This window comes from Methylobacterium marchantiae (assembly GCF_042679825.1).
Classification (GTDB): domain Bacteria; phylum Pseudomonadota; class Alphaproteobacteria; order Rhizobiales; family Beijerinckiaceae; genus Methylobacterium; species Methylobacterium marchantiae.
On sequence record NZ_JBHTND010000002.1, the window covers coordinates 225428 to 242447 of the forward strand.

Below are 17020 nucleotides of genomic sequence, written 5' to 3' on the forward strand. Positions count from 1 at the left end.
TGCGAAGTCGGTTCCGTTCTGCGACGGCCCACCACCTTACGGTCGAGACCGAAACGCCCAAGGAACGGACCCGCATCCATGCGACAGCCCAACGCTCCCGATGACGGCTCGGACATCATCCACCCATCCTACGCCAAGCGCACCCTGGCCGCCCAGGCCATGGGCCAGGTCGACCCGGTGACGCGGGCGGTGGTGGCGCCGCTCCACGTCTCGACCACCTTCATCCGCGACCCCGACAACGGCTACAGCTCGGGCTTCTCCTATGCCCGGCCGGACAACGCCACGACCCGCGAGGCCGAAGCCGTCATCGCCATGCTGGAGGAGGCGGAAGCCGGCGCGATGCTGTTCGGCTCCGGCATGGCGGCGGCCACGGCGGTCTTCTCGGCCCTGGAGCCCGGAGACCATATCGTCGCGCCATTCGTGATGTACTGGGCCCTGAAGCGCTGGCTCCAGCAGGAGGCGCCACGCCGGGGCTGGGGCCTCGACTTCGTCGCCATGGACGACCTAGACGCCCTGCGTGCCGCGATCCAGCCGGGCACGACGAAGCTGGTCTGGATCGAGACACCCGGAAATCCGCTCTGGACCATCACCGACATCGCTGCCGCAGCCGGGATCGCGCACGAGGCGGGCGCCCGCCTCGCCATCGATTCCACCGCCGCTTCGCCGATCCACACCCGGCCCCTGACGCTCGGGGCCGACCTCGTCATGCACTCGGCCACCAAGATCCTGAACGGGCATTCCGACGTGGTCGCCGGCGTTCTCGCCTCGGCCCGCGCCGATGCGTTCTGGGAGCGGATCCGCGCGATCCGGGCCGGGGGAGGGGCGATCCTCGGGCCGTTCGAGGCCTATCTGCTGATGCGCTCCCTGCGGACCCTGCCCCTGCGGGTGGCGGCGCAATCCGCCTCCGCGGCGGAACTCGCACGGCGATTCTCCGCCCATCCGCGTGTCTCGTCGGTGCTCTATCCGGGCCTGCCCGACGATCCAGGTCACGCGGTGGCCGCACGCCAGATGGAGGGCGGCTTCGGCTTCATGCTGTCGATCCGGGTCGCGGCCGGCGAGGAAGCGGCGATCGCCACGGCGGCGCGGGTACGGTTGTGGAAGCGTGCCACGTCGCTCGGGGGTGTCGAGAGCCTGATCGAGCACCGCGCCTCGGTGGAAGGGCCGGGTACGCCCTGTCCGCCCGATCTCCTTCGGCTCTCGGTGGGGATCGAGCATGTCGACGACCTGTTCGCCGATCTCGATGCGGCTCTCGCCTGAATTCATCGCCCGCCATGGTGTGATCGCAGCCTTCGCGCGTTGTGCGAAGGACCGGCCGCCGGCGGGCGGCCGATACGACACGATCGAGGACGACCCGATGCGATACTCATTCACTCTCTTGACCGGCGCCCTCGCGCTCGCCGTCCTCACCGGTGCGGCCTCGGCCGCAGACGGGCCGCCCAAGCTCGACGTGAAGGCGACCTGCAAGTCGGATGTCCGCGCCGAAGCCAGCGTCAGCGACAATGCCACCGTCGAGGGCTGCCTGCGTTCGGAGGAGGCGGCGCGCAAGGAAGCCCAGCGCCGCTGGGGCGACTACTCGCCGGCCGCGAAGAGCCAGTGCGAGAAGCAGTTCCAGGCCGGCGGCTATCCTTCCTACGTGGAGATGGTGACCTGCCTGGAACTGGCGAGCGGAACGGTACCGACCCAGGGCACCGGACCTGGAGCGGACAGAAGCTCCGGCGCGAAGCGCGAGACGTCGGATGGCAATGCGGGTGCCGTCACCGCCGAGCCCAAGCCGAGCCAGCGCACCAACCCGATCGAAGTGCTGGAGAAACCATAATCCGCGGTTTCAGCGCGGAGCGGAGACCTTCGCGTCTCCGCTCTCCCAGACGTCCCGGCGATGGCGGTTGCCCCGCTCTTCCCCGCGGCGAACCGCTGCGAGGTCGAGGAGTTCGGCGGCGCGGTCCGTGTCGTCGATCGATAGGAAAAGGCCGTTCTTCTGCGAGGCGCGGCCGAGATCGGCACGGCTGGTCAGCACGCTGAAGGCCGGGCTCGTGAGAAGGGCCAAGGTCACCGGCGCCATCCACAGGGTGAGCCAGAGATTTCCCGCATAGGCGAGGAGACCGGCGAGCAGAGCGCCCGCCACCAGGGCATCCACCTGCAGACGGATCGCCTCGGACCACGGCACCTGCCGGTCGTCGCGCACCTGCGAATCCCAGCGTACCACGCGGCCGATGAAGGTGGTGGCGACGGCGCCGGCGGCAAAGACCGTCATGACCGGCCAGAGCAGGACCCAGACGATCTGTTCGAGCACGGCGCTCTTCAGGAGCGAGGCGGTACCGCCGAAAGCGGCGCGGCGGCTCGCCGAGGCGAGGACATGGCCGAGACTGAGGAGCTTCGGCAGGGCCATCACGGCGACGACGAGCGCGGCCAGCGCATGGGCGGTGAGGCCCGTCCCGGTGAGCCCATAGGCCAGCAGGCCGAGATCGCCGGTCACGGCGGCCTGGATCGAGGCGGCGGCGAGGAACAGCACCCAGAGCGGGCAGGCGAGGTAGGACAGGATGCCGACGATGAGGTGCCAGCGGCTCGCCGCGCGAAGACCCGGCAGGGTGGTGACGCGCAGATGCTGCATGTTGCCCTGGCACCAGCGCCTCTCACGCCCGAGGAGATCGACGAGGTTCGTCGGCATCTCCTCCCAGGTGCCGCCCATTTCCGGGAGGAGGCAGACCTCCCAGCCGGCCCTGCGCAGGAGCGCGCCCTCGACGATGTCGTGACAGAGGATCTCGCCGCCCAGCGGCGCCTTGCCCGGCAGCACCGGCAGTTCGGCATTGTCGGCGAAGGCCGCGACCCGCAGGATCGCATTGTGACCCCAATAGCTTCCATCCGCTCCCTGCCAGGTCTCGAGGCAGCGGATCGACAGCGGAGCGTAGAGCCGCACGGCGAATTGCTGGATGCGGGCGAACAGCGTGTCCCTGCCGGTGGCGTAGGAGACGGTCTGGATCAGCCCGACCTTCGGCGCTTCCTCCATCAGCCGGGCGAGGCGGCGCATGGTGGCGCCGGTCATCAGGCTGTCGGCATCGAGCACGATCATGAAATCGTATTCGGAGCCGTAGGTCCTGCAGAACTCGGCGATGTTCCCGGCCTTGCGGCCCGCATTGTCCCGGCGCCGCCGGTAGCGGAAGCGCGGAAGGCCGGGGCCGTTCAGCCGTGTCCAGGCCTCGATCCGGGCGAATTCATGCTCCTCCACCGCGGCGATGGCGCCGTCCCGCGTGTCGGAGAGGACGAAGATGTCGATGTCGGACCCGTCGCCTTCCTGGTCGCCATCCCCTTGGTCGGTATCGCTTTGGCGCTGCAGCGAGCGGGCCATGACCCGGAGCGCGGCGAACACCGCCACCGCGTCTTCGGCGTGGATCGCGACCACGGCGGCCGTGCGGCTCCGGCCGGAGGCGGTGGCGGGCACGGTGGCGGAGCGGATCTCGATGGCGGATTTGGCGGTATCGCCGAGACCGGCCGCCACGAGCCCGTAGACATATTGCCAGGCGACGAAGGATTGCCACGCCATCACGAGGCAGAACAGCACCAGCACGGCCCAGCCGAGTACGCCTTCGGGACGACCATAGGCGGCGAGGGCGAGCCAGGAGATCGCCGCGGCGGTGGCGAGTGTGGGCACCGCCAGCAGGAGCCGTCGCCCGAGGAAGGACGGCGTCTCGAGCGAGGGTGTCTCGCCGGACTCTCTGCCGGGAATCGAAGGGGTCGGGATTCCGGCCGGGGATGCGTCGTGCGACAACCGTGTGATGGACATGGGGCGCGGGACACTCGATCGAGGCTGAAGAGGGCCGTCTTCCGTCACGAAGACCTTCCGTCAAGAAGATCAAAGGGCATCGATGACACGGGACGACGGTGGCGACGAGCTTTCGGGGCGCGATACCTTCTCGCGGCGGCAGACCTTGCGAACCGCGCTGAGCGTGGCCGCGGGCCTGGCAATTCCTAGTGCCGTCGACCTGAATACCGCCAGAACGATGGCCGCCGACACGGCCGACCCGCTGCGGGACGGGCCGATGACCTTTGAGGGTGTCACGGAGCAGGCCCGCCGCCTCGCCGCCGCGCCCTACCGGCCCTCTGCCGACGACCTCCCGGCTTCTCTCGCGAGCCTCAGCTACGATGGGTATCGGGCGATCACCTTCCGGCCCGATGCGGCCCCCAGGCTCGGCGATTCGTTCTCACTGCAACTGTTCCATCGCGGCTTCCTGCAGAGGAAGCGCGTCGCCCTGTTCCTTCAGCCCCCGGACGGTCCGCCGCAGCCGATCCTCTACCGGTCCAGCCTGTTCGACCTCGGCTCGGGCTTGGCCGGACAGGATTTTCCGAGCGATCTCGGCTTTGCCGGCTTCCGTCTGCACTACGCATTCGACGATGCGAAGCCGGCTCATCAAGAAGAATTCCTGGTCTTCCTCGGAGCGTCCTATTTCCGGCTGAGAGGAAAGACGCAGGAATACGGCCTCTCGGCACGCGGCGCCGCCATCCAGACGGGCGGTCCCGGGGCGGAGGAATTTCCGGATTTCACGGCTTTCTGGATCTGTGAGCCGAAAGCGGAAGCTCGCGCCGTCACCATCCTGGCGCTCCTCGACTCACCGAGTCTCGCAGGCGCCTATCGGTTCGATGTCCATCCGGGTGAGACCTCGCGCATGGTGGTCACCGCCTCGCTGCATCCGCGTGCCGCGATTCCGCGCCTCGGCCTCGCTCCTCTCACCAGCATGTTCCTGCATGGCGAGAATGGACCAGGGGCGGGCGGCGCCCAGCCCTTCGACGATTTCAGGCCCCAGGTCCATGATTCCGACGGGCTGGTGGTCTCCACCAGGGACGACCGGCTATGGCGGCCGCTCACCAACGGACGGCGCGATCCGCAGATCTCGGCCTTCCAGGTAGATCCCCTCGACGGGTTCGGACTCCTCCAGCGCGAAAGAAATTTTGCCGCCTACCTGGATGTCCAGGCGCGTCACGAGGCCCGGCCCGGCCTGTGGGTCACGCCGCAGGCCGGGTTCGGCGTCGGCGCGGTGCAGCTCTTCGAGATACCCTCGCGCGAGGAATACATGGACAACGTCGTCGCCGCCTTCGTGCCGGCGGCACCGGTTGCCGGCGGTGGTGCCCTCGACCTCGCCTACACCCTCTCCACCGTCGGTGGCGAACCGGACACGGCCGTACTGAGCGCCCTTGCCAGGGTGGTCTCAACCCGCGTCGGCTCGGCGGAAAGACTGCGCCCGACCACGCCGCCGAGCCCGGAGCGACGTCTCTACGTCGTCGATTTCGAGGGGCCGGGACTGCCTGCCGGCCACGACGAAAGCCTTGCGGCGGAGGTCTCGGCCAGTCTCGGCACCATGGTCGACCCGGTGGTGGAGCGGGTTCCCCAGACGGGCGGCTGGCGCCTCTATGTGGAATGGCGGCCCCCGGTCCCACGACCGCCCGGCGACATCATTTTGCGGGCACGACTCATGCGCTTCGGTCGCCCGATCAGCGAGACCTGGGACAACGTGGCCTGATCACCGCTGGAGGAACTCACAACTCGGCGAGGCGTCGCAGGGATCGGAACGGAGGCTCCGATCGGGGATTCTCCCTTGGAACACCACCGAGTTGCGGAGCCGGCAGTTTCCTGAGTGCCTTCGAAGCGCTCGGGGCGCGGCTTCTGCCTTCCCCCGGAGTCAGGCCCCTTGGCGATCAACACCCCCTACCTGCGCTACACCCCCACCGTCGAGACACCAGAATCCGACGAGGCCGAGACCAGCAGATCCCTGAACGAGACCATGCGCTCCATCAGCGAGACGACCCTCGCGGATGGCGGCCATGCCATCCGCAGCGTTCACGCCAAGGCGCATGGCGCGCTGAAGGCCGAACTGAGCGTGGCCGCCGACCTGCCCCCCGAACTGGCGCAGGGCCTGTTCGCGAAGCCGGGCCGCTATCCCGTAGTGATGCGGTTCTCGACCATCCCCGGCGATATTCTGGACGACAGCGTCTCCACCCCGCGCGGCGTGGCGATCAAGATCGTCGGCGTCGAGGGTGAGCGTCTCGAAGGATCGGAGGGGGATGCCACCCAGGATTTCGTGCTCGTCAACGGCCCGGCATTCTCGGCGCCGGGACCGAAGCAGTTCCTCTCGACGCTGAAGCTCCTCGCCAAGACCACCGACCGGGCGGAGGGCCTGAAGAAGGTCGCCTCTGCCGCCCTGCGCGGCGTGCAGAGCGCCGTCGTGGCCACCACCGGCTCGCCGAGCCCGACCCTCGCGACATTGGGCGGACAGGCCGAGACGCATATTCTCGGCGACAGCTTCTACAGTCAGGTCCCGCTTCGCTTCGGCGACCACATCGCCAAGATCTCGCTGGCTCCGGTCTCGCCCGAACTGAAGGCGCTCGCGAGCGCGCCCCTCGCCGACACGAGCGCCCCGAACGCGATTCGAGAGGCGGTGCTGGAGCATTTCCGTCGGCATGGCGGCACCTGGGAGTTGCGGGCGCAACTCTGCCTGAACCTGGACGACATGCCGGTGGAGGACGCCTCCGTGGTTTGGCCCGAGGAGGCGAGCTCCTACCGCACCATCGCCACGCTCATGGCCGCACCGCAGATCAGCTGGAGCGAGGCCCGCGCGGCCTTCGTCGATGACGGCCTGTCCTTCAGCCCATGGCACGGGCTCGCCGCGCACCGGCCGCTCGGCGGGATCATGCGCATGCGCAAATCGGCCTACGAGATGGGCAAGCGCTTCCGGGCGGAGAAGAACGGCCGGATCATCGAAGAGCCGAAGAGCCTCGAATCGCTGCCGGAGTGACGCCGGACGTTGCCGCGATGCGACAGGGCCACGGCGATGGTCGGTGAGGGAGAATCTTGCAATTGACCGTCCCGTCAGCCTCGACCTAGCGTGGCCATGACGGTTCCTCTTCGGAGGATCAAAAGGGAACGCGGTGAGGATCTCGATGGTCCGATGCCGCGGCTGCCCCCGCAACTGTAAGCGGCGAGCCCATCATCAACACGTCACTGGAGGCTCCGGCTTCTGGGAAGACGATGAGAGGGCGGTGACCCGCGAGCCAGGAGACCTGCCGTCAGTCGTGGTCACACGCGAAACGCATCGGGCGGGGTGCCCTGGTGGGGTGTCGGAGCGTGCGCTCGCGTGCACGGATCGGCTTCGTTCGCGGTGACGTGCCACAGCCGTCGCCCGAGGTTCCTCCCGTGTCCGCCTCTCCTCCACGCGTTCTCCCTCCCCTCTTCGTCGTCGCACTCCTGACGTCCTGCTCATCGGCCCTTGCCCAGGCCGGACCGGGAAACACCACCGAGGCGACACTGTCGGAGCTCTCGGTGGCCGCCGACATGCAGACTGCCTCTCCAGTCGCCGGCCCAGGATTCGGCGGGGCGACGGGAGGAGCCGGCGGCGCCGAGGCATTCGGCGCTCTTTCTGCTCCTGCGCTGACGTCGAGTTCCGGCGTGATCACAGGCAAGGTTCTCAACGACCGTCCAATCACCCGGCCCGGCGAGGTGCTGGAGGCGGTGCCCGGCCTCATCGTCACGCAGCATTCGGGGGAGGGGAAGGCCAACCAGTACTTCCTGCGCGGCTTCAACCTCGACCATGGCAGCGACATCGCCATCACCATCGACGGCATGCCCGCCAACATGCGCACCCATGCCCACGGCCAGGGCTATGCCGACATCAACTTCCTCATTCCCGAACTCGTCGGCGCGGTCGAATTCCACAAGGGTCCGTATTTCGCCCGGGACGGGGATTTCGCTTCCGCCGGATCGGTGCGGATCGACACGATCGATGCGGTGCCGCGCAATCTCGCGCTGACCTCCATCGGCAGCTTCGGCTACAAGCGGGCGCTCACCATCGCCTCGGCTCCTTTAGGGGAGGGGACCCTCCTCACGGCGGGTGAAGCGCAGGTCTATGACGGCCCCTGGGTGGTGCCGGACGCGATCCGCAAGCTCAACGGCGTGGCGCGCTACAGCCAGGGCACCGCCCTCGACGGGTTCTCCCTCACCGGCATGGCCTATTCCAACCGCTGGACGGCGACGAACCAGATTCCGCAGCGGGCCATTTCCGAAGGCCTGATCGGCCGTTTCGGCACCCTCGATCCCACCGATGGCGGCGAGGCGAGCCGCCTGTCGCTGTCCGGGCGCTGGAGCCGGTCGGACGAAGGCGGCGTCACCCGCGCCAGCGCCTATGTCATCCGCTCGAACCTCAACCTGTTCAACAACTTCACCTATTTTCTCAACGATCCGGTCAATGGCGACCAGTTCCGCCAGCTCGACCGGCGCACCGTCGCCGGCGGCGAGATCGCCCGGGTGTTCAAGGGCGAGCTGTTCGGTCTTTCCATGGAGAACGAGATCGGCGTGCAGACCCGGTTCGACGACATCCATGTCGGCCTGTTCAACACGCGATCGCGGGTCTCGCTCTCCACCGTTCGCGACGACCGGGTGCAGGAGGGCAGCGCCGCCCTGTATTTCGAGAACCGCCTGCGCTGGACCGACTGGCTGCGCACCAGCGTCGGTGTCCGCGCCGACGCCTACGACGCCACCGTGCGATCGGACAACCCGCTGAACTCGGGCAAGGCGCGGGACGGCATCGTCAGCCCCAAGCTGGGCGTGGTGTTCGGGCCCTGGATCGAGACCGAGCTGTTCGTGAATTACGGCGAGGGCTTCCATTCCAACGATGCCCGCGGTGCCACCATCACCGTCGATCCGGGCAATCCCCTGTTTCCCCTCGACCGGGTGCCGCTGCTGGTGCGCTCGGTGGGCTCGGAAGTCGGCATCCGCAACCGCTCCATCGCCGGCCTCGAATCGACGGTGACCCTGTTCCAGCTCGATTTCGACTCCGAGAACCTCTTCATCGGCGATGCCGGCACCACCGAGCCGAGCCGCCCGAGCCGCCGCACCGGCATCGAATGGACCAACCACTACGCGGTGACGCCCTGGCTCGCCCTGGACGGCGACCTCACCGTGACGCATGCCCGCTTCGCAGACCGCGATCCGGCCGGAAGCCGCATTCCCGCCGCGCCCACCGCCATCGCGGCGGCCGGCTTCACACTGGGCGAGTCACTCGGCTGGTTTGGCACGATGCGGCTTCGCTATTTCGGCCCGCGCCCGCTGATCGAGGACAATTCCGTCCGCTCGAAGCCCACCACCCTGGTGAACGGCCGCATCGGCTACAATTTCGAGAACGGCGTCACGGTGCAGCTCGACATTCTCAACCTGCTCAACGTCAAGGCGAGCCAGATCGATTATTTTTATGAGTCACGGCTGCGCGGCGAACCGGCGGGCGGAGTGGCGGACACACATCTGCATCCGGTGGAACCGATGGCGGTTCGGTTGACAGTGGCGGGGCGATTTTGAGGAAATCGCTTGGGTCGAGAAGCCGATCCGATGGGCGTCACATTCTTGGGCCATCGCCCATTCTGAGGTTTAGCGGGGCCAGAACCAGTCATCCCCCGTCACTTCGATGACGGTCTGGTCGAGTCGAAAGCTGCCCTCGCAGCTCTGGGCACCTACGGCCCCACCCGCTTGCGCACCACCATCTCCCCCTTGAACACGAACTTCTGCGCGCGCTTGCCGGTGTCCACCTCCGTGGTGAACACGTTGCCCCGGCTGTCCACGGCGAGGTTGTGGACCCAGTGGAAGTCGCCCGCCATGCGGCCGTTGCGGCCGAAGGCGCCGAGCACTTCGCCGGTATCGCGCTTGAGCGTACGGACCTCGTTGTTGGCGCCGTCCGCGTTGAGGAGGTAGGTCTGGTCGGGGTCGGGCCAGAGCGCCAGTTCCCAGACGGAGCCGTTGGCGCGGGTGGTCTTCTCCACGAAGAACTCCTTCACGAAGCTGCCGTCGCGGCGGAACACCTGGACCCGGTCGTTGGCCCGGTCGCAGACATAGACCAGCCCGTCGCGGGCGATCTGGACGCAATGGACCGGGTTGCGGAATTGCTGCGCCGGTGCGGCGGCCGGGTCGTAGGCGGGCAGGATCTCGTCGGTGGGCGGCTTGCCGTAGGCGCCCCACATCCGCTTGAACGCTCCGGTCTCGGCATCGAACACGATGACCCGGTGGTTGAAGTAGCCGTCGGCGACGAAGAGCTCGTTGGTCTCCGGGTCCACCTGCATGGCGGCGGGCCGTCCGAGGCGGGTCGTGTCGAGGCTGTTGGTCTGCGGACCCTGCTTGCCGATCTGCAGGAGGAACTTGCCCTCCGGCGTGAATTTCAGGATCAGCCCATCCTGTTCGCCGTTGCCCGCCAGCCAGACGAAACCCTTGTGGTCGATATGGATGCCGTGCTCGTTCTGGGGCCAGTCATAGCCCTCGCCCGGACCGCCCCAGGAGCGGATCAGGGTGCCGTCCTGGTCGAAGACCAGCACGGGAGGAGCGGGGTGGCAGCATTTGGTGCGCGGCGGGTCGAGGCTCGCCGCCTTCTCGTCGTCGGTTAGGGAGCGGGGCCGCTGCACCACCCAGACATGGTCCTCGGCATCCACGGCGACGCCGGAGGCCTGGCCCATGATCCAGTCGTTCGGCAGGGGCTTGGGCCAGGCCGGATCGACCTGGAAGGTCGGGGGTCCGCCGAGGCCGCGCCTGAAAAGGCGACGACGAACGCGGCCAGAGCAAGCCTGAGCCTCATGCGATTCTCTCCCTGACCCCATATTCTTCCGACAAGTTTCCGCTGCGACGAACCCCTTGTCCATTGCAGGCAAGCGTGATCCGCGGCCTCTATCGCGACAATCGGTATCGACAGGGGGGGCTTTGTCACGAACACATCGGCCCCGGAGCCTGGCGGGGCGATGGGACGCGGTTTGACCGCTCTCCGGCCTGGCCTGTAGACACCGCGGCCCCTTCACGCGCGCGAGGAATCCATGGCCGCCATCACTGCAACCATCGCGGCGGAGCTCAAGGTCGCCGAGCGGCAGGTGATCGCGGCCGTCGAACTCCTCGACGGGGGATCGACGGTGCCGTTCATCGCGCGCTACCGCAAGGAGGTCACTGGCGGCCTCGACGATGCCCAGCTGCGCGATCTGGAGGAGCGCCTCGCCTATCTCCGCGACCTGGAGGCGCGCCGCGCCGCCATCCTCGAGAGCATCGAGGGCCAGGGCAAGCTCGACTCGGCCTTGAAGGCCCGCATCCTCGGGGCCGACACCAAGGCGCGGCTCGAAGATCTCTACCTGCCGTTCAAGGTGAAGCGCCGCACCAAGGCTCAGGCCGCCCGGGAGGCCGGGCTCGGTCCGCTGGCCGAGGCCTTGCTCGCCCATCCCGACCGCGCGCCCGAGCAAGCGGCGGCAGGCTTCGTCGATGCGGGCAAGGGCGTCGCCGATGTCGAGGCCGCGCTGGAGGGGGCGCGAACCATCCTCATCGAGCGGTTCGGCGAGGATCCCGAACTCGTCGGCAATCTGCGCGACACGGTCTGGCAGCGCGGCCGGATGACCTCCGTCGTCAGGAAGGGCAAGGAAGCGGCGGGCGAGAAGTTCGCCGACTATTTCGACTTCTCCGAACCTTTGACCCGTCTGCCCTCGCACCGCATCCTGGCTTTGTACCGGGGCGAGAAGGAGGAAATCCTCGACCTCGACATCACCGATGCCCCCGGCGACGCGGCCGAGAAGGGCGTACCCTCCTGGCAGGAGCTGCGCATCGCTCGCGCCTTCCGCATCGGCGATCATGGCCGGCCGGGCGACCGTTTCCTGATGGAGACCGTACGCCGGACCTGGCGCACCAAGCTGAAACCCGCCCTCGACACCGACCTGAGATCACGCCTGCGGCAAGTGGCCGAGACCGGCGCGGTGAGCGTCTTTGCCGGCAACCTGCGCGACCTGCTGCTCGCCGCTCCCGCCGGGGCGCGTCCGACCCTTGGCCTCGATCCGGGCTTCCGCACCGGGGTGAAGGTCGCTGTGGTCGATGCCACCGGCAAGGTCGCGGCCACTGACGTGATCTACCCGCACGAGCCGCGCCGCGACTGGAACGGCGCAGTCGGTTCGCTGGCTAAGTTGTGTCGCGAGCACAAGGTCGAACTCATCGCCATCGGCAACGGCACCGCCTCGCGGGAGACCGACAAGCTCGCCGCCGAACTCATCGCCAAGCAGCCCGAACTCAAGCTGACCACGGTGATGGTGTCCGAGGCCGGCGCCTCGGTCTACTCGGCCTCCGCCTATGCCAGTGCCGAATTGCCGGGCCTCGACGTGACCCTGCGCGGGGCGGTCTCCATCGCGCGGCGCCTGCAGGATCCGCTGGCCGAACTGGTGAAGATCGAACCGAAGGCCATCGGCGTCGGGCAGTACCAGCACGACCTCGCCGAGGGGCAATTGTCCAAGGCTCTCGATGCGGTGGTGGAGGATTGCGTGAACGGGGTCGGCGTCGACGTGAACATCGCCTCCGCACCTCTCCTCGCCCGCGTTTCCGGCCTGTCCGAGCGGGTGGCGGCCAACATCGTGGCGACGCGGGACGAGAAAGGGCCGTTCCGCACCCGCACCAGCCTCAAGAAAGTCGCGGGTCTCGGACCCAAGGCCTACGAACTCTCCGCCGGCTTCCTGCGCATCCGCGGCGGCGACGATCCGCTCGACGCATCCGGCGTGCATCCGGAAGCCTATCCGGTGGTGCGCCGCATCCTCGCCGCCGCCGGGCAGCCCATTCATGCCGTCATCGGCAACGGCCCGGTCCTGAGGCGTCTCGACCCGAAGCGCTTCACCGACGAGACTTTCGGCCTGCCCACCGTCACTGACATCCTGGCGGAGCTGGAAAAGCCCGGCCGCGACCCGCGCCCGGCCTTCAAGACCGCGACCTTCCAGGACGGGGTGGAGAAGATCTCGGACCTCAAGCCCGGCATGCGCCTCGAAGGCGTGGTGACCAACGTCGCCGCCTTCGGCGCCTTCGTCGATATCGGAGTCCACCAGGACGGCCTCGTCCACATTTCGGTCCTGGCCGACCGCTTCGTGAAGGATCCGCGCGAGGTGGTGAAGCCCGGCGACGTGGTGCAGGTCCGCGTCGTCGAAGTGGACGCCAATCGCAAGCGCATCGCACTCAGCATGCGCTCGGAGGAGGCAGGTACGTCGCGACCGGGGCGATCCGATGACCGCTCGTCCTCTTCACGGCCCCCGCCGAGACCCATGCCGGCCCCGGCGCCACGCGGACCGGCCCCCGACGGCGCGTTTGCCGAGGCCCTGCGCCGGGCGGCGGAGGGGAAGGACCGGGGACGCCGCTGACGATTGCGCGCACTCTTCTTCTCCTCGCAGGCGGCGGGGAGAGGGGATGCGCTTCCCCCTCAGCACGCCGCCACGTTCACGGCGAGACCGCCCAGTGAGGTCTCCTTGTACTTCGCCTGCATGTCGTGGCCGGTCTGGCGCATGGTCTCGATGACCTCGTCGAGGGAGACGCGGTGGATGCCGTCGCCGCGCAGGGCCAAGGAAGCGGCCACCACCGCCTTGTTGGCCCCGAAGGCGTTGCGCTCGATGCACGGGATCTGGACGAGGCCGCCGATCGGATCGCAGGTCATGCCGAGATGGTGCTCCATGGCGATCTCGGCGGCGTTCTCGATCTGCAGGGTCGAACCGCCGAGCAGCGAGGCCAGCCCCGCCGCCGCCATGGCCGCGGCCGAGCCGACCTCCCCCTGGCAGCCGACCTCGGCGCCTGAGATCGAGGCCCGGCTCTTGATCAGCCCGCCGATGGCGGCGGCCACGAGCAGGAATTCGCGGCCGCGCTCGTCGCTCCAGCCCGGGCAGAAGTCGCGGGCGTAGCGCAGCACCGCGGGGACGATGCCGGCCGCCCCGTTGGTGGGCGCGGTCACCACCCGTCCACCGGCGGCGTTCTCTTCGTTCACCGCGAGGGCGAACAGGCTAATCCAGTCCATGATCTCGTGAGCCGGCCGCGCGTTGAGGTGCCGGTTGGCCTCCAGATCCTCGAACAGCTTCTTGGCCCGCCGCCGCACCTTGAGGCCGCCGGGCAATTCGCCGGTCTGGCGAAGCCCGCGGTCGATACAGGCGAACATCGCGTCGCGGATCGCGTCCAGCCCCTCGTCGATCGCCTCGCGGCTGCGGCTCGCGCCCTCGTTGGCGCGCTGGACCTGGGCGATGGAGAAGCCGGTGCGCAGGCACGTGGCCAGGAGGTCGGCGGCGCTGGCATAGGGCAGCGGAAACTCCACGGCCTCATCCGATGGCGTCTCATCCTCGCCGACCACGAAACCTCCACCGATGGAGTAGCAGGTGACCGTGTCGAGTACGGCACCGTGACCGTCCAGCGCCCGGAACCGCATGCCGTTGGTGTGGACCGGCAGCACTTCGGTGAAGTTGAAGACGAGATCGGTCTCGGGCTCGAAGGCCGGGCCGCCGAGGCCGAGCCTCGCCGTCCGCGTCACCTCGGCCACGTATGCGTCGACCCGGTCGGGGTCGATCTCGGCCGGGCTATGGCCGAGGAGGCCGAGCACGATGGCCACATCGGTCCCGTGTCCGCGACCAGTCCAGGCGAGTGAGCCGAAGATCTCGGCGCGGATGCGGGCGAGACCGGGCAGGTGCCGCGTCCGCTCGCGGAACGTACGGGCCGCCACCATCGGTCCCACCGTGTGCGAACTCGACGGGCCGATCCCGATCTTGAACAGGTCGAAGGCGCTGATCATCGGTCCCGGTCCGTCTCATCCGCAGCATCGCGCGGCGTCGCGACCGCTCATCCCACTAGCCTGATCTGAAGATCGGGCCTCGTCTTCGCAAGTGCGAAGCCAAGTGTCAGGAGCCAAGTGTCAGAAGCTAGGTCTTAAAAGCCAAGGCCGCGAGAATGAGAACGCGATCACTCCTGGCCGGCCACCTGCTGGTCGTCGCGGGCGCGGTGCAGGAGGAAGATCGAGATCACCATGGTGAGGATGAGCACCGAGAGCACGCCGAGTTCGATCATCGAGGCACGGAACAGCGCCTCCCGTTCGGGCGTCAGCGCTCCGTGCATCACCTCGGAGGATTGCAGGGTGATGACGAGGACCCGCCGGATCGAGGCGATCAGCCCGACGATGAGGAAGGGCTCGCAGGTGAGCTTGCCCGAGCGCATCGAGACCCGCACGGTATGCAGGATCTCCACCAGCATCAGCAGGAACAGCAGGCTGTCGACGATCTTGAGGAGCTCTCCCGAGCCGCCGAACTCCCGAATCGCGGCGAAGAGCAGACCGGTCGCGTCGATGAGGGCGAGGACCGCCGTGGCGGCCAGGAGCATGCCGAGCGCCGCATAGATCGCGTGCTCGGTATGCAGGAAGACGAAGGCCGAGATCCGGGTCAGCCGGCCTTCCTGCTCGCTGTCTCGCGCCATGACATGCCCTCCCTCTTACCTCAACTGTGGCGGGAGGGATGGGAGTCCAGGCTCGGAACCCGAGATTTGCGGTTCAGTGGAAGAACGGCAGAACGTGCGGCGCGTAGAGGCCGAAGCCCAGCATCACGAGGCCGGCAAGTCCCAGGAACCCACCCGCCAGCGTCAGTGCGGCGATGCCGGTGATGACCTGTGCCGAGGCGAGCACGATGCCGATCTGGAAGGCGGCCGAGCCGAACTCATAGTGATGGTAGCGATGCAGCGCGAGGTCGCGGTGCTCCTGCGAGGCACGCGCCTTCTCCTGTAACTCCTTGCGCCCGTCGCCGGTCGCCGGGTCCGATTCCCAGCGCGCCATGGTCTTGGCCCATTCGGCCCGCTTGGCGGCGATGGCCGGTGCGTTGGCGGTCTCGGGCGGGATCAGCGCAAGGGTCTCGTCGGCGGTCTTGAGGATCGTGCCGCGGATGGTGCGGGCCTGATAATAGGCCCATTGGTTGGAGGATTCGACATTGGCGCTGAGCGCCTCGGTCTGCGCTCCCTTGGCCAAGGTCTCTGCCATTGCCAGGAACAGCGCCAGCACCGAGATCAGCAGCGCGACTTTCTTGTTCGAGCCTTCGACGGCCCCATGACCCGACATGCCGGATGCTCCCTCGCGTTTCGACGGCGGGAGTCACACCCGATCTGCGGAGGAATCGCAACCGTTTCCTCCGCCGCGTGGGCATCAGGTCGCCGACGCCTCAATCCTTGAAGACGTAGCCGCCGATGATCTTCAGGCCGACATGGCGGCCAGCGGCGACGCGGCCGCTGTCGGAGGCCTCGACCACCACGGTCTTGCCCTCGGGGCGATCCACCTCGATCCGCTGGCGGCCCTGGCTGCGATAGGACGAGCGGACCGATCCTTCGAGATGAGCCTGATCGGGTTCGGCGAACTGGAGCTGCCACGGCCTCGCATAGAGCTTGACCGGACCGACGAGCCCGTTCGGCGCCTTGACCGGGGTCAGCCGGCCGTTGACCCGCACCTCGCCACCCTGGACGATCGCCTCCACCTCGATCGTGTCGCCGAGGAATTTCAGCACCGTCGACGAGACCGGGTTCTCCTGAACCTCGTCGGGGGTGCCGATCTGCTCGAGACGGCCCTTGGAGAGGACGGCGACGCGGTCGGAGAGCTCCAGCGCCTCGTCCTGGTCGTGGGTCACGAAGATCGTGGTCTGGCCGGTGCGGTCGTGGATCTCGCGCAGCCAGCGGCGCAGGTCCTTGCGGACCTGGGCGTCGAGGGCGCCGAAGGGCTCATCCAGCAGGAGAACCCGGGGCTCGACGGCGAGGGCCCGGGCGAGTGCGATGCGCTGGCGCTGGCCGCCGGAGAGCTGCGACGGGTAGCGGTCGGCGAAGCCCGACAGCTTGATCAGGTCGAGAAGGTCGCCCACCCGGCGCTTGATTTCGGCCTTGGCCGGTCGCTCGGAGCGTTTCCGGGCATTGAGGCCGTAGGCGATGTTCTCGGCGACGCTCATATGCTTGAACAGGGCGTAGTGCTGGAACACGAAGCCGACGGCGCGCTCCTGCACTGGCAGCTGAGTCGCGTCGTCGCTGCCGAAGATGATGCGGCCGCGATCGGGGAAATCGAGCCCGGCGATGATGCGCAACAGCGTGGTCTTGCCCGAGCCCGAGGGGCCGAGCAGCGCCAGCAGTTCGCCCGCCCGGACATCAAGGGAGAGGTCGTGCAGGACGGCCGCGGTATCGAAGGTCTTCGACAGGTTCTCGACCCGGATCGCCGTGGAGGTTCCCACC

At 68.1% G+C, this 17020-nt stretch carries 11 protein-coding genes, 1 pseudogene and 1 riboswitch; of the genes and pseudogenes, 6 read left to right on the forward strand and 6 right to left on the reverse strand.

Going from position 1 to position 17020, the window contains the following annotated elements; all coding sequences use genetic code 11:
* The first annotated feature begins 78 nt into the window (after positions 1–78).
* Together ACFQ4G_RS02535 and ACFQ4G_RS02540 are read left to right on the forward strand one after the other, a co-directional pair.
* Positions 79–1257, forward strand: a complete 1179-nt coding sequence (locus ACFQ4G_RS02535) for a trans-sulfuration enzyme family protein (protein ID WP_238205194.1) — start codon at positions 79–81, stop codon at positions 1255–1257.
* A gap of 97 nt (positions 1258–1354) precedes the next feature.
* Positions 1355–1816, forward strand: coding sequence for a hypothetical protein (locus ACFQ4G_RS02540; RefSeq protein ID WP_238205192.1), 462 nt, complete (start codon positions 1355–1357; stop codon positions 1814–1816).
* Between the two features lie 9 nt (positions 1817–1825).
* Here the strand turns inward: ACFQ4G_RS02540 and mdoH are convergent, their stop codons facing one another.
* Complete coding sequence (gene mdoH, locus ACFQ4G_RS02545; RefSeq protein WP_238205190.1) at positions 1826–3778, reverse strand: glucans biosynthesis glucosyltransferase MdoH; 1953 nt, start codon at positions 3776–3778, stop codon at positions 1826–1828.
* 256 nt (positions 3779–4034) lie between these two features.
* Here mdoH and ACFQ4G_RS02550 point away from each other — a divergent pair, with 256 nt between their 5' ends.
* The 3 genes from ACFQ4G_RS02550 (at position 4035) to ACFQ4G_RS02560 (ending at position 9334) form a co-directional block, all read left to right on the forward strand.
* A complete protein-coding gene (locus ACFQ4G_RS02550; protein ID WP_238205208.1) occupies positions 4035–5510 on the forward strand; it encodes a glucan biosynthesis protein in 1476 nt (491 codons plus the stop codon).
* A 168-nt stretch (positions 5511–5678) separates the two neighbouring features.
* Complete coding sequence (locus tag ACFQ4G_RS02555) at positions 5679–6782, forward strand: catalase family protein (protein WP_238205188.1); 1104 nt, start codon at positions 5679–5681, stop codon at positions 6780–6782.
* A gap of 83 nt (positions 6783–6865) precedes the next feature.
* Positions 6866–7069: riboswitch (cobalamin riboswitch) on the forward strand.
* A 111-nt stretch (positions 7070–7180) separates the two neighbouring features.
* Positions 7181–9334 carry a TonB-dependent receptor gene (locus ACFQ4G_RS02560; RefSeq protein WP_238205184.1) on the forward strand — a complete coding sequence of 718 codons (2154 nt, stop codon included), beginning with the start codon at positions 7181–7183 and terminating at the stop codon, positions 9332–9334.
* Between the two features lie 152 nt (positions 9335–9486).
* On the opposite strand, the pseudogene ACFQ4G_RS02565 reads toward ACFQ4G_RS02560, so the two are convergent.
* Positions 9487–10595 (reverse strand): annotated as a pseudogene (locus ACFQ4G_RS02565) (hypothetical protein).
* A 232-nt stretch (positions 10596–10827) separates the two neighbouring features.
* Here ACFQ4G_RS02565 and ACFQ4G_RS02570 point away from each other — a divergent pair.
* Positions 10828–13161 carry a Tex family protein gene (locus ACFQ4G_RS02570; RefSeq protein WP_238205182.1) on the forward strand — a complete coding sequence of 778 codons (2334 nt, stop codon included), beginning with the start codon at positions 10828–10830 and terminating at the stop codon, positions 13159–13161.
* 59 nt (positions 13162–13220) lie between these two features.
* On the opposite strand, the gene ACFQ4G_RS02575 is transcribed toward ACFQ4G_RS02570, so the two are convergent.
* The 4 genes from ACFQ4G_RS02575 to ACFQ4G_RS02590 all read right to left on the reverse strand — a co-directional run bounded on the left by ACFQ4G_RS02575 (position 13221) and on the right by ACFQ4G_RS02590 (position 17019).
* Positions 13221–14567, reverse strand: a complete 1347-nt coding sequence (locus tag ACFQ4G_RS02575) for an L-serine ammonia-lyase (RefSeq protein WP_238205180.1) — start codon at positions 14565–14567, stop codon at positions 13221–13223.
* Between the two features lie 167 nt (positions 14568–14734).
* Positions 14735–15241 (reverse strand): phosphate-starvation-inducible PsiE family protein, encoded by a 507-nt coding sequence (locus ACFQ4G_RS02580; protein ID WP_238205178.1) that lies wholly within the window; start codon positions 15239–15241, stop codon positions 14735–14737.
* Positions 15242–15314: 73 nt separating this feature from the next.
* Positions 15315–15872, reverse strand: a complete 558-nt coding sequence (locus tag ACFQ4G_RS02585) for a DUF4337 domain-containing protein (protein WP_238205176.1) — start codon at positions 15870–15872, stop codon at positions 15315–15317.
* A 100-nt stretch (positions 15873–15972) separates the two neighbouring features.
* Entirely contained in the window at positions 15973–17019 is a 1047-nt protein-coding gene (locus ACFQ4G_RS02590; protein ID WP_238205174.1) for a sulfate/molybdate ABC transporter ATP-binding protein, read from the reverse strand.
* Between the last annotated feature and the right edge of the window lies 1 nt (position 17020).

Excerpts from the sequence above, each read along its gene's own strand:
- ACFQ4G_RS02585 (WP_238205176.1), bottom strand. The coding sequence starts at position 15,872 with ATGTCGGGTCATGGGGCCGTCGAAGGCTCGAACAAGAAAGTCGCGCTG.
- mdoH (WP_238205190.1), bottom strand. The coding sequence starts at position 3,778 with ATGTCCATCACACGGTTGTCGCACGACGCATCCCCGGCCGGAATCCCG.
- ACFQ4G_RS02570 (WP_238205182.1), top strand. The coding sequence starts at position 10,828 with ATGGCCGCCATCACTGCAACCATCGCGGCGGAGCTCAAGGTCGCCGAG.
- ACFQ4G_RS02580 (WP_238205178.1), bottom strand. The coding sequence starts at position 15,241 with ATGGCGCGAGACAGCGAGCAGGAAGGCCGGCTGACCCGGATCTCGGCC.
- ACFQ4G_RS02575 (WP_238205180.1), bottom strand. The coding sequence starts at position 14,567 with ATGATCAGCGCCTTCGACCTGTTCAAGATCGGGATCGGCCCGTCGAGT.
- ACFQ4G_RS02540 (WP_238205192.1), top strand. The coding sequence starts at position 1,355 with ATGCGATACTCATTCACTCTCTTGACCGGCGCCCTCGCGCTCGCCGTC.
- ACFQ4G_RS02550 (WP_238205208.1), top strand. The coding sequence starts at position 4,035 with ATGACCTTTGAGGGTGTCACGGAGCAGGCCCGCCGCCTCGCCGCCGCG.
- ACFQ4G_RS02535 (WP_238205194.1), top strand. The coding sequence starts at position 79 with ATGCGACAGCCCAACGCTCCCGATGACGGCTCGGACATCATCCACCCA.